We start from the raw sequence: 12,190 nt of genomic DNA on the forward strand, positions 1-12,190 counted from the left end.
CAGGTACGGGTTGAAAACTTCCAGCGCCGCTGGGGGTCAATGCCTAAGCTGATTCGATAAGGAGAACTCTATGCCAGCAAGCGACCTGCAGCAGCAACTGGAAGCCCTCCAGCAACACCTGGCCCAGGACACGCCGCTCAGCGAGGAAGAACGCGCATCGCTTTACCTGCTGACCCAGGAAATCGAAGTGCAATTGGCGCGTGAAGCCGCCTCAGCGCCTGACGCCACGCTGATCGATGGCGTCAATCTGGCGGTGGAACGTTTCGAGGCCAGCCACCCTACCCTCGCCGGCACCCTGCGCAACATTATGCAGAGCCTGGCCAATATGGGCATCTGAATGCCCTGCCCCGGCTCAGGCCCGGCGTTTCAAGCAAAATGTCGCCGCTTGGCCAATGCCACTTAGCCAAGCGTCGATGCATCGAACGTGTAGGAGCGACGCCCCGCCGCGAGCCCGGGCGGGGCTGACGCGAAAAGCTTCGCCCCGGGGCGGGGCTCCTACAAAGGCCGCATTGGCAGCATTATCTAAGCGGCATTTTTCATGGCTTACTGGCGCGCCAGGCGGCCATTTTCCGGCGTGATCGCCTCGGTGCTGCGATACGGATTGATGTCCAGCCCACCACGGCGCACGTAGCGCGCATAGACAGTCAGCGACTGCGGCTGCAGCAGGCGCTGCAGATCGAGGAAGATGCGCTCGACGCACTGCTCGTGAAAATCCGCGTGCTGACGGAAGCTCACCAGATAAGCCAGCAGGCTGGCATGATCCAGCGCCGCGCCGCGGTACTCGACTACCAGACTGCCCCAGTCCGGCTGGCCGGTAACCGGGCAGTTGGACTTGAGCAGATGGCTGTGCAGGCTCTCTTCCAGCACCCGGCCAGCGTCGCAACGCAGCAGCTCGGGCTGCGGGTGGTCGTACTGGCTGACACTGATGTCCAGTTCATCGATGCACTGACCAGGCAGGATCGCCACGCCCTCCTCAGAAACTTCAGCCAGCGAGCGCAGGCGCACCGCCACCGGCTTACCGGCCACCGCCGACAGGTCACGCACCAGCGTCGCTTGCAGCTCGTCCCAACCGGCGAAAGCGGACTGGTTCAGGGAATTGAGGTACAGCTTGAAGGACTTCGACTCGATGATGTTCGGCGAGTCTGCGGGGATGGCGAACTCACCGATGGCCACCACCGGCTTGCCGGACGGCAGCAGCCAGGACAGCTCGTAGCAGTTCCAGTAGTCCACGCCCTGATACGGCAGGCTGGCGCCATCCAGACCCAGCTCCGCCCACTTGGTGGTGCGCGAGATGGGGAATAGCAGCTCTGGGCTGTATTCGGCGATGTACTGGCTGGACTTGCCCAGCGGGGAATGTTCGGCGGGGTGCTGCATGGCGCGCAATCCAGGGTGGCGAAAAACCGCGCAAGTTTAACGGGTTGAGCGCCACGCCGCACCCGCGAAGCACTACGCAGACTACCTGTAGGAGCGAGCTCTGCTCGCGAATTGCCTTACAGCCAGAAGCTTCGCGAGCAGAGCTCGCTCCTACAACAAAAATCAGTAGCCCAGTGAACTGTGAGAGGCTGCAAAAGCTCGCCGCTAAAGCGCCTCCTACAGGATTCAGACCGCCACCGGCTCCTCCTCGATCTTGCGCAGTGGCGCCCAGCGGCGCAGCAGCAGGTACAGCGTCGGAATCACGTAGAGGGTGAAGAAGGTGCCGACCAGCAGCCCGCCGACGATCACCAGGCCGATCTGCTGACGGCTTTCCGCGCCGGCTCCGCTGGCGATGGCCAGCGGCAGCGAGCCGAGTACCATGGCGCCGGTGGTCATCAGGATCGGCCGCAGGCGCTGCACCGAGGCCTCGATCACCGCCTCGCGCAGGGCCTTGCCCTCACGCAGCAGGTGGTTGGCGAACTCGACGATAAGGATGCCGTGCTTGGTGATCAGGCCAATCAGGGTCACCAGGCCGATCTGCGAGTAGATATTCCAGGTGCCGCCGAACAGCTTCAGTGCCAGCAAGGCGCCGGCCATCGACAGGGGCACGCTGAACAGAATGATCAACGGGTCACTGAAACTCTCGAACTGCGCCGCCAGCACCAGAAAGATGAACGCCAGGGCCAGGGCGAAGATCAGCAGAATGCCCGAGCTGGATTCCTTGAAGTCGCGCGACGTGCCGGTGTAGTCGTATTGCGTCTCTGGCGGAAATACCTCACGGGCGGCGACTTCCAGATGATTGAGCGCCTCGCCCAGGGTGTAGCCGGTGCCGACGTTGGCACTGATGGTCACCGCACGTAGCTGGTTGAAGTGATTGAGCTCGCGCGGCGCCACCGTCTCGCGCACCTCGATCAGGTTGGACAGCTGCACCATGCCGCCGTCGCGATCACGCACGTACACCCGATCCAGGTCCTGCGGATTGCTGCGATCGATATCCTGCAGCTGCACCATGACGTCGTATTGCTCGCCATTCTGCTTGAAGCGGGTCACCTGGCGGCTGCCGAACAGGCTTTCCAGACTGCGGCCGATCACCGATACATCGGTGCCAACCGCCGTTGCCTGCTCGCGATTGACGGTGATCTTGAGCTGCGGCGAGTTGAGTTTGAGGTCGCTGTCCAGCCCCTCCAGGCCCGGATAATCACGCATGCGCTCCATCAGTTGATCGACGTAGACCTGCAGCTCGGCGTATTCCATGGACGAGCGCACGACGAAGTTGATCGGCTGGTTACGCGCGCTCTGTCCCAGCGGTGGGCGATTGACCGGGGTAACGCGCATGCCGGCGATATCCTGCAACTTTGGCAACAACTCGTTGCGAATCTCGAACTGGGTACGCGAGCGGTCGCCCCAGTCCTCCAGCTTCATGAAGGAGATGCCCTGAGCCACGGTTGGGAAACCGGCAATCATCAGGTAGCGATTGGTCTCCGGGATGCTCGCGTAAGCGGCCTCGACCTCACGGCCGTAGCGCGCCGTATAGTCGATGGTGGCGCCGTCCGGGCCATTGAACACGCCGACGATGGTGCCGGTGTCTTCGGTCGGCGCCAGCTCCGAACGCAAGCCACCGAACAGCCAGGCGCACATCACGAAGGCACCCAGCAGCACGCCAAGCACCAGCGGCCAGGCGTGCAGGGCACGGTCCAGGCTGTGCTTGTAGCTGTAGGTCAGGCCATTGAGGAAGCCTTCGATCAGGTTGTACACGCGACCATGGCGCTGCCCATGCTGATGCGGTTTGAGCATCACTGCGCACATCATCGGCGTCAGCGTCAGCGCCACGAAACCGGAGACCAGCACGGCGCCGGCCAGGGTCCAGGCGAACTCGGTGAACAGCTTGCCGGTGGTGCCCTGCATGAAGCCGATGGGGGCGAACACCGCCGCCAGGGTCAGGGTCATGGCGATCACCGCGAAGGCGATCTCGCGACTGCCCTTGAAAGCGGCCTGCATGGGCTTCATCCCGGCCTCGATATGGCGATGGATGTTCTCCAGCATGACGATGGCGTCGTCCACCACCAGACCGATGGCCAGAACCATGGCCAGCAGGGTCAGGGTGTTGATGGTGAAGCCCATCAGCGACATCAGGGCGAAGGCGCCGATCAACGAAACGGGGATGGTCACCAGCGGAATCAGCGTCGCGCGCAACGAGCGCAGGAAGATGAAGATGATCAGGATGACCAGCGCCACCGCCTCCCAGATGGTGGTGAAGACGTTGTCGATGGATTCGCGGATGAACTGCGAGTTGTCGTTGGCCACGGTCATGTTCATGCCGTCGGGCAGCAGCGCCTGGACGTCGTCCCAGGCCGCTTCGAGCCCGTCGGAGATATCCAGCGGGTTGGCCGTGGCCTGCTTGACCAGGCCCAGAGTCACCGCCGGCAGGCCGTTGAAGCGCACCACGGTGCGCTCGTCGCGCGGCCCCACTTCGGCGCGGCCGACATCGGACAGGCGCAGCAGGTAGCCTTGCGAGTCGTCGAGGATCAGCTCGTTGAACTGCTCCGGGGTGCGCAGATCGGTCTCCGAGAGCACGCTGAACTCACGCTCACGCGACTCGATGCGCCCGGCCGGAATCTCCACGTTCTGCCGGCGCAGGGCATCCTCCACGTCCTGCACGGTGAGGTTGTGCGCGGCGAGCTTCTCTGGATCGAGCCAGATACGCATGGAGAAGGTCCGCGCACCGCGCACCTGCACTTCGGACACACCGGGAATGGTCTGCAGGCGGTCCTTGATCACCCGCTCCAGCAGGTCGGTGATCTCCATGGCGCTGTGCTGCTGGCTGTGAAAGGCGATCCAGATCACCGGCTGGGCGTCGGCCTCGACCTTCTGCACGATGGGTTCGTCGACCTCATCCGGCAGCAGGTTGCGCACTCGGCCGAGGCGGTCACGCACGTCGTTGGCCGCCTCGTCGGCGCTGCGGCCGAGACGGAATTGCGCGGTGATCTGGGTGTTTTCCGCACGACTGATGGAGGTGACGAAGTCCAACCCCTCGATGCCGGAGAGTACGTCCTCCACCGGCTGCGCTACCTGCGACTCCATGATCTCCGGGCTGGCCCCTGGGTAGGTGACCTGCACGGTGACGATGGGCACGTCGATATTGGGGTATTCACGCACATTGAGACGGTCGTAGGCCATCAGCCCCAGCAGCACCACGATCAGCGACAGAACAGTGGCGAATACCGGCCGGCGAATGCAGACATCGGAGAGTGTCACGGCTGGCGCTCCCCGCTCTTGGTGCGTACGGCCAGCCCTTCGCGCACACGCTGCCAACCGGCACTGATGATGGTTTCGTCGCCCTGCAGGCCTTCACGCACCTCGACCAGCCCGTCGAAACGCTTGCCCAGCGTCACTTCGCGGCGCTCGACCTTGCCATCGACCACCAGATTGACCAGCAACTTGTCGCCCTGCGGCATCACCGCCTCTTCCGGGATAACCAGCGCATTGGGCCGCTCTTCGAGAATCACCGAAACTCGGACGAACTGTCCGGGACGCAGGCGGCGGTCATCGTTGCCGATATGCGCGCGGATCGCCTGGCTGCGCCCGGCTTCGTCGAGGCGCGGGTTGATGGCGAAGATTTCGCCACGAAAGCGTTCGCCGGGGTAAGTATCTAGGGTGATTTCCACGGTCTGGCCGAGGCGCACCTGGGCCACGGCCTTCTGCGGAATACGGAAGTCGACCTTGAGCGGGTCGAGCACTTCCAGGTTGACGATGTTCTGCCCGGCACTGAGGTAGTCACCGACGCTGGCCTGGCGCAGGCCGAGCGTGCCGTCATGAGGGGCCTTGATCTGGGTCTTGTCGAGCCGCGCCTGGGCCAGGGCCTGACTGGCACGGGCGGCCTGCAGCTGGCTCTGCGCCTCGTCCAGCGCCTGGGCGTTGCTGGCACCACGTTGAAACAGCATCTGCGCGCGCTGGTGATTTTTTTCGGCGAGATCAAGATTGGCCCGCGCCTGGGCAAATTCGGCGCGGGCAATCGCATCATCGAGGCTGATCAGCAGATCGCCAGCGGTCACCGCCTGGCCTTCACGAAAATGCAGGGTGGCCAGGCGCCCTTCCACTTCCGGGCGAATCATCACCGATTCGTCGGAACGCAGCGAACCGAAGGTGATCAGCTCGTCACGCACCTCCATCTGCCGTACCGGCACGATCTCGACCATTGGCCCTTCGGCAGCCAGCGCAGGCGTCGTGAACAAGCCCAGACACAGCCATGGAAGAGCACGCAACAGCACGGTCATGATCAGCCCCTTTTTCTTGGTAGAGGCGGAGTCTAACCGGCTGCTGCGTTACTGACAGGGGCGCAAGTTATTTCGCTATGTTTTTTCGGTCGCCGCCACATTCTGTAGGAGCGGCTTTAGCCGCGAGCATTCAACGGTAGCCCGGATGAAATCCGGGGAGCATAGCTGCCCCCCGGATTGCATCCGGGCTACACATTAACGTTTAGGCGCGGTTGCGCCGCGAGAATCGCGGATAATCCGCTCCTACATGAGCGGCAAACATCACTGACGCATGCCACGACCACTGACCAGCAGGCGGATGCACAGGGCATACAGCGCAGCGGTGGCCAGCAGCATGAAGCCGACCGCCACGCCGATACGGATGTCGGACACCCCGAGAATGCCGTAACGGAAGGCGTTGACCATGTGCAGGATGGGGTTGCCCAGCGACACCGTCTGCCAGAACGGCGGCAACAGGGTGATGGAGTAGAACACCCCGCCCAGGTAGGTCAGCGGCGTCAGCACGAAGGTCGGGATGATCGAAATGTCGTCGAAGTTGCGCGCATACACCGCGTTGACGAAGCCACCGAGGGAGAAGATGGTCGCCGTCAGCAGCACCACCAGCACGGTCACGCCCAGGTGATGCACCTGCAGGTGGGTGAAGAACAACGACAGCAGCGTGACGATGAAGCCCACCGCCAGCCCGCGCAGCACGCCACCGACGACGAAACCGATGAGGATGGTATGCGGTGACACCGGCGACACCAGCAGCTCCTCGACGTTGCGCTGGAACTTGCTGCCGAAGAAGCTCGACACCACGTTGCCGTAGCTGTTGGTGATCACCGACATCATGATCAGCCCCGGCACGATGTACTCCATGTAGCTGAAGCCACCCATGTCACCGATCTGCCGGCCGATCAGGTTACCGAAGATCACGAAGTACAGGACCATGGTGATCGCCGGCGGTAGCAGGGTCTGCGGCCAGATGCGCACGAAGCGGCGGATTTCGCGGTGAACGATGGTACGCAGGGCCACCAGGTTGGCGGCGAATTCGCTGTTGAGGTACTGAGAAGTCATTGCGCCACCTTGGCCAGGTTCTTTTCCACCAGGGAGACGAACAGCTCCTCCAGGCGATTGCTCTTGTTACGCAGGCTGAGTACCTCGACCTGCTGTTGCGCCAGTTGCTGGAATAGCGCATTGAGGCCCTGACTCTTCTCCACCTGCACTTCCAGGGTGTGGTGGTCGACCAGGCGCGCCGGATAGCCCTGCAGCGTCGGCACTGAGCTGTAGGAATCCTTGAGGTCGAAGAGAAAGGTCTCGACGTGCAGCTTCTTCAGCAGATCCTTCATGCTGCTCAGCTCGACGATACGGCCGTGGTCGATGATGCCGATGTTGCGGCACAACTGCTCGGCCTCTTCCAGGTAGTGGGTCGTCAGAATGATGGTGGTGCCCTGCTTGTTCAGCTCGGTGAGGAAGCTCCACATCGAACGGCGCAGCTCGATATCCACCCCGGCAGTCGGCTCGTCGAGGATCAGCAGGCGCGGCTGGTGCACCAGGGCGCGGGCGATCATCAGGCGGCGCTTCATGCCACCGGACAGCTCGCGTGATGCCACGTCGCGCTTGTCCCACAGGCCGAGTTCGGTCAGGTACTGCTCGGCGCGCTCCTTGGCGATCGAGCGCGGAATACCGTAGTAGCCGGCCTGGGTGACGACGATGTCGAACACCTTCTCGAATTGGTTGAAGTTGAACTCCTGCGGCACCACGCCCAGGCAGCGCTTGAGCGCATAAGGCTCGCGGTCGAGGTCATGGCCGAACACGCTGACCGTGCCGCCACTCTTGTTCACCAGCGTGGAGAGCACACCGATGGTGGTGGATTTGCCGGCACCGTTGGGGCCGAGCAAGGCGAAGAAATCCCCTTCGGCGACGTCCAGATCGATGCCGTGCAGGGCCTGGAAGCCGTTTCCGTAGGTCTTGGTCAACTGGCGAATGGTCAGGGCGGAGCTCATGAAGATGGGGTTTCCCGCGCGAGAGTGAGGTGGTTATAGATGAGGGCGAAGACGCTCGATTGCAACGGTGTGTTTCGCCCGCTCATTGCTGGCATGCACCCTACCGACCCTGACGCGCGGAGAAAAGGCCGTCCTGCCGATCTTGATTATCGACTCAGTCGATAACACTGGCCTCACGCTGCATATCGCCACTGAGTTGCAGCGCACCGGTCTCGAACAGGTGCGGATAACAGCCACGCAGATGCTCGAAGAACAGTTGCTCGGGCAGATCCTCGAACTGGCCGTGGTCATGCAGATACTCCATGTAGCGCTCGCCCTTGTCGTTGTAGGGATGGAAGACGCTGTCATGCACGCCGTCGAACTCCAGCGGCGCCACCTTGAATACCCGGCACAACGCCTCGTTGAACGCCGGCGTGGCCTTGACCCAGCGCCCGTTCAGGTGCAATTCGGTGTAACCGTGCATGGCGAACACCTCGCTGCGCAGCAACTCCAGCAGGCGCGGCGTGGACAGGTGATTGCGCACATCGGCCAGGCCGATGCGCGCGGGAATGCCGCAATGCCGGGCGCAAGCAGCGAGCAGGTTGGCCTTGGGTACGCAGTAAGACTCACCGCTCGCCAGCGCATGGCTGGCCTTCAATGTCTGCGCATCGAGACTGAAGGCATAGGGGTTGTAACGAATCTCGTCACGTACCGCGAGATATAGCGCCACGGCCTGACTGATCGGTTCTCGTGAGGCGCCACGCCAACGTTCGGCGAACTCGATTACCGCGGGATGGTCACTGTCAATGAAGCGGCCGGGACGTAGACAGGTCTGCATGACGGGGGACTCCTGAAGTTTGCTTCAGTCTAATCCCGTCGATTGCGCCACGTTGACGACGATCCGGCCAAGCTCACCGCCCCTGCCGCCATTTATGGCTATGCTCGGGGCGTCGCCCGCTCGAATCATGGAGGAATGCACATGCTCGTCATCTGGTTGCTGGTTCTGCTGCTCGGGGTCGCCTACCTGGCCCATAGCCGTACCGCCGCCCTACCTGCCCTCGGCATCACCGCAGCCTATCTGGTGGCCATGGCATTGTTCAGCCCGGTACCGGGCTGGTTGCAACTGCTACTGTGGATCGTCACCGGCGCCGTCGCCGCGTTCATCCTGCTCGGCGATCTACGCCGGCAACTGTTCACCAGCCCGCTGTTCGCCTGGTTCCAGCGCGTACTGCCGCCAATGTCGACGACCGAGCGCGATGCCATCGAAGCCGGCACGGTGTGGTGGGATGGCGAGCTGTTCAGCGGCAAACCGGACTGGGACAAGCTGCTGGCCTACCCCAAGGCCAAGCTGAGCGAAGAGGAACAGGCGTTCATCGACGGTCCCACCGAAGAACTCTGCGCGATGATCAGCGACTGGCAGGTCGGCCAGCAGATGGATCTGCCGGAGAAAGCCTGGGAGCACATCAAGCAGCACGGCTTCTTCGCCCTGATCATTCCCAAGGAATACGGCGGCAAGGGCTTCTCCGCCTACGCCCACTCGCAGGTGGCAATGAAGCTGGCCACTCGTAGCGGCGACCTGGCCTCCACCGTGATGGTGCCCAACTCCCTCGGCCCGGCCGAACTGCTGCTGCACTACGGCACCGATGAGCAGCGCCAGCACTACCTGCCGCGCCTGGCGCGCGGCGATGACATCCCCTGCTTCGCACTCACCGGCCCGCTGGCTGGCTCCGACGCCGGCGCCATGCCGGACACCGGGATCATCTGCAAGGGCCAGTACAACGGCGAGGAAGTGCTCGGCCTGCGCCTGAACTGGGAAAAGCGCTACATCACCCTCGGCCCGGTGGCCACCCTGCTCGGCCTGGCCTTCAAGGCCTACGACCCGGATCACCTGCTCGGCGACAAGGAAGACCTGGGCATCAGCCTGGCGCTGATCCCCACCGATACCCCCGGCGTGGAAATCGGCCGTCGCCACTTGCCGCTGGGCGCTGCCTTCATGAACGGGCCGAACTCGGGCAAGGACGTCTTCATTCCGCTGGAGTACCTGATCGGCGGCCAGGAGTACCTGGGCAAGGGCTGGATGATGCTGATGAACTGCCTGTCGGTCGGCCGCTCCATCTCGCTGCCGGCAGTCGGCACCGGCGCGGCCAAGTTCACCAGCCTCGCCACCGGCCAGTACGCCCAGTTGCGTGAGCAGTTCAATGTGCCGCTGGCCGCCTTCGAGGGCATTCAAGAGGCCCTGGCGCGCATCGGCGGCAACGCCTGGCTGATGGATAGCGCGCGTATCCTTACCGCCAACGCCGTCGACCTGGGCGAGAAGCCCTCGGTGCTGTCGGCGATTCTCAAGTACCACCTGACCGAACGCGGCCGCGAGTGCATCGGCCACGCCATGGACGTGCACGGCGGCAAGGGCATCATCATGGGCCCGAACAACTACCTGGCCCGCTCCTGGCAGGGCGCGCCGATCTTCATCACCGTCGAGGGCGCCAACATTCTCTCGCGCAACCTGATGATCTTCGGCCAGGGCGCCATCCGCTGCCACCCCTACGTGCTCAAGGAAATGGCCCTGGCCGACCGCGAGGACAAGGATCAGGCACTGGCCGAGTTCGACGCATTGCTGATGAGCCATATCGGCTTCGCCGTCGGTAACGCCGCCAGCAGTTTCCTCTTGGGGCTGACCCTGAACCGCCTGGGCCAGGTGCCCGGCGACGACCTCAGCCAGCCTTACTACCGCGCGCTCAATCGCCTGGCGGCGGCCTTCGCGCTGTGCGCCGACAGCAGCATGATGCTGCTCGGCGGCGACCTGAAACGCCGCGAGCGCCTGTCTGCACGCCTGGGCGACGTGCTCAGCCATCTCTACCTGGGTTCGGCCGCGCTCAAGCGCTACCACGACCTGGACTACCCGGAAGCGATTCGTCCGCTGCTGCGCTGGGCCATGGAGGAAAACCTTTACCACGCCGAGCAGGCGCTCGATGACCTGCTGAGCAACTTCCCCAACCGCCTGTTCGGCTGCCTGCTGAAAGTGCTGGTGTTCCCGCTGGGTCGCCGCCATCACGGCCCGAGCGACGAACTGGACGCCGAAGTGGCCGCGATCATTGGCCGCCAGGCCGGCGACCCGGCACTGGAGTCGGTACTGGAAGGCTGCTACCGGCCGCAGGCCGATCAGGATTCGGTCGGTGCCCTGCAACATGCGCTGAACCTGGTGCAAGCCAGCCAGGATGCGCGTAAGCGTCTGCACCAGGCGCTCAAGGATGGCAGCCTGCAACCAGCGCCGGGCCAGGACGCCATCGAGGCGGCGATCGCTGCCGGCATCCTCGACGGCGAACAGGGCCAGCGCCTGCAAGCGGCCGAAGCGGCGCGGCGCCGGGTGATCGACGTCGACGACTTCGCCAAGGAAGAGCTCAAGCTGAGCCGCGGCAAGGTGCGTTAACTCGAACGGCTCGAGAGAGGGGCTGTAGCCGCGAGTTTCTTGTGTCGCGGCTACGACTGCAGGGATGCATGAGGTAGAGCTAAGCAGGATGCCGCGCCAAAAGCTGCTCCTACACGAAGGCCAGCCAAACGGGACAGCGGGCGCCAGGAACTCTATACTCCTGCGCCCGTTTTACCCTTCAGGAAACCGCACCATGGCCAGCCATCTAGAACACCACCTCGCCCTGCTCAACCACCTGCGCGGCATCCTCGTCGCCCTGGGCGAAGCCGAACAGGTGCTCGACGACAGCCATGCCCTGTTCCTCGAGCGCTACGACGAACTGCTCGCCGAACTGCCGCGCGACCCGGTGTCCAGCCAGTACCTGGGCCAGGATCTGATCAGCCAGGTGTTCCACCGCTACCCGCAGATCGCCCATCTGGTACCGCGCGACCTGCTGTGGTTCTTTGGCGGCGACTGCCTGCACTTCATGCCCGACGAGGAAATCGCCCTGTACCAGGCCCTCGACGAGCGCCGTTTCGAAGCCGAGGAGAACGACGAACCCTTCGACTGGAACCAGGAAAAGCAACTGCTGGCCTTGCCCACCGACGGCTCCAAGCACTGATCTGCCAATAAACAAAAGGCCCGCACGGTAAACCGGCGGGCCTGTTGTTTTGTGCCTGTACAAACGACAGAAGCGAAAACGCCGCTCGATTGAGCGGCGTTTTCATTTATTTGGAGCGGGAAACGAGACTCGAACTCGCGACCCCGACCTTGGCAAGGTCGTGCTCTACCAACTGAGCTATTCCCGCAATACAACTTGGTACAACAAAAATGGCGTCCCCTAGGGGACTCGAACCCCTGTTACCGCCGTGAAAGGGCGGTGTCCTAGGCCACTAGACGAAGGGGACCTTGGAACTTCGTTTGAAATCCTGCCGAAGCAGCATTTCCAAATTTTGGAGCGGGAAACGAGACTCGAACTCGCGACCCCGACCTTGGCAAGGTCGTGCTCTACCAACTGAGCTATTCCCGCATTACAACTTGAAAGTGGCGTCCCCTAGGGGACTCGAACCCCTGTTACCGCCGTGAAAGGGCGGTGTCCTAGGCCACTAGACGAAGGGGACACACCCCGGAAC

The 12,190-nt window shown here is 63.1% G+C and carries 9 protein-coding genes and 4 tRNA genes; 3 read left to right on the forward strand and 10 right to left on the reverse strand.

Annotated features, from left to right (window positions below):
• Nucleotides 1-70: 70 nt before the first annotated feature.
• Nucleotides 71-337: a DUF4404 family protein gene (locus BLT86_RS08450; protein ID WP_003460925.1), complete on the forward strand. Its 267-nt coding sequence runs from the start codon at nucleotides 71-73 to the stop codon at nucleotides 335-337.
• Nucleotides 338-543: 206 nt separating this feature from the next.
• Here BLT86_RS08450 and queF read toward each other — a convergent pair whose 3' ends face one another.
• From queF to BLT86_RS08480, 6 genes are all read right to left on the reverse strand, one after another.
• On the reverse strand, nucleotides 544-1,374 hold the full coding sequence (gene queF / locus BLT86_RS08455) for an NADPH-dependent 7-cyano-7-deazaguanine reductase QueF (protein WP_092376019.1): 831 nt from the start codon (nucleotides 1,372-1,374) through the stop codon (nucleotides 544-546).
• A gap of 225 nt (nucleotides 1,375-1,599) precedes the next feature.
• Nucleotides 1,600-4,668, reverse strand: a complete 3,069-nt coding sequence (locus BLT86_RS08460) for an efflux RND transporter permease subunit (RefSeq protein WP_092376022.1) — start codon at nucleotides 4,666-4,668, stop codon at nucleotides 1,600-1,602.
• Nucleotides 4,665-5,687, reverse strand: a complete 1,023-nt coding sequence (locus BLT86_RS08465) for an efflux RND transporter periplasmic adaptor subunit (protein ID WP_092376025.1) — start codon at nucleotides 5,685-5,687, stop codon at nucleotides 4,665-4,667. The genes BLT86_RS08460 and BLT86_RS08465 overlap by 4 nt, the downstream gene beginning before the upstream one ends.
• Before the next feature lie 261 nt (nucleotides 5,688-5,948).
• Nucleotides 5,949-6,743, reverse strand: coding sequence for an ABC transporter permease (locus BLT86_RS08470; RefSeq protein WP_017679266.1), 795 nt, complete (start codon nucleotides 6,741-6,743; stop codon nucleotides 5,949-5,951).
• A complete protein-coding gene (locus tag BLT86_RS08475) occupies nucleotides 6,740-7,672 on the reverse strand; it encodes an ABC transporter ATP-binding protein (RefSeq protein WP_092376029.1) in 933 nt (310 codons plus the stop codon). The genes BLT86_RS08470 and BLT86_RS08475 overlap by 4 nt, the downstream gene beginning before the upstream one ends.
• A 154-nt stretch (nucleotides 7,673-7,826) precedes the next feature.
• Nucleotides 7,827-8,489 (reverse strand): transglutaminase-like domain-containing protein, encoded by a 663-nt coding sequence (locus BLT86_RS08480; protein ID WP_092376031.1) that lies wholly within the window; start codon nucleotides 8,487-8,489, stop codon nucleotides 7,827-7,829.
• Between the two features lie 141 nt (nucleotides 8,490-8,630).
• On the opposite strand from BLT86_RS08480, the gene BLT86_RS08485 reads away from it, so the two are divergent.
• Nucleotides 8,631-11,078: an acyl-CoA dehydrogenase gene (locus tag BLT86_RS08485; protein WP_092376035.1), complete on the forward strand. Its 2,448-nt coding sequence runs from the start codon at nucleotides 8,631-8,633 to the stop codon at nucleotides 11,076-11,078.
• Between the two features lie 193 nt (nucleotides 11,079-11,271).
• Complete coding sequence (locus BLT86_RS08490; RefSeq protein ID WP_090337542.1) at nucleotides 11,272-11,679, forward strand: PA2817 family protein; 408 nt, start codon at nucleotides 11,272-11,274, stop codon at nucleotides 11,677-11,679.
• A 111-nt stretch (nucleotides 11,680-11,790) separates the two neighbouring features.
• Here the strand turns inward: BLT86_RS08490 and BLT86_RS08495 are convergent.
• From BLT86_RS08495 to BLT86_RS08510, 4 genes are all read right to left on the reverse strand, one after another.
• Nucleotides 11,791-11,866: transfer RNA gene (locus tag BLT86_RS08495), tRNA-Gly, on the reverse strand.
• A 23-nt stretch (nucleotides 11,867-11,889) separates the two neighbouring features.
• A tRNA-Glu gene (locus BLT86_RS08500) sits at nucleotides 11,890-11,965 on the reverse strand.
• Nucleotides 11,966-12,011: 46 nt separating this feature from the next.
• A tRNA-Gly gene (locus tag BLT86_RS08505) sits at nucleotides 12,012-12,087 on the reverse strand.
• A 15-nt stretch (nucleotides 12,088-12,102) separates the two neighbouring features.
• Nucleotides 12,103-12,178: transfer RNA gene (locus BLT86_RS08510), tRNA-Glu, on the reverse strand.
• Nucleotides 12,179-12,190 lie beyond the last annotated feature (12 nt).

The organism is Pseudomonas sihuiensis (assembly GCF_900106015.1).
Taxonomy (GTDB): domain Bacteria; phylum Pseudomonadota; class Gammaproteobacteria; order Pseudomonadales; family Pseudomonadaceae; genus Aquipseudomonas; species Aquipseudomonas sihuiensis.

Coding starts and splice junctions, on each gene's coding strand:
- queF (WP_092376019.1), bottom strand. CDS start 1,374: ATGCAGCACCCCGCCGAACATTCCCCGCTGGGCAAGTCCAGCCAGTAC.
- BLT86_RS08475 (WP_092376029.1), bottom strand. CDS start 7,672: ATGAGCTCCGCCCTGACCATTCGCCAGTTGACCAAGACCTACGGAAAC.
- BLT86_RS08480 (WP_092376031.1), bottom strand. CDS start 8,489: ATGCAGACCTGTCTACGTCCCGGCCGCTTCATTGACAGTGACCATCCC.
- BLT86_RS08470 (WP_017679266.1), bottom strand. CDS start 6,743: ATGACTTCTCAGTACCTCAACAGCGAATTCGCCGCCAACCTGGTGGCC.
- BLT86_RS08450 (WP_003460925.1), top strand. CDS start 71: ATGCCAGCAAGCGACCTGCAGCAGCAACTGGAAGCCCTCCAGCAACAC.
- BLT86_RS08490 (WP_090337542.1), top strand. CDS start 11,272: ATGGCCAGCCATCTAGAACACCACCTCGCCCTGCTCAACCACCTGCGC.
- BLT86_RS08465 (WP_092376025.1), bottom strand. CDS start 5,687: ATGACCGTGCTGTTGCGTGCTCTTCCATGGCTGTGTCTGGGCTTGTTC.
- BLT86_RS08485 (WP_092376035.1), top strand. CDS start 8,631: ATGCTCGTCATCTGGTTGCTGGTTCTGCTGCTCGGGGTCGCCTACCTG.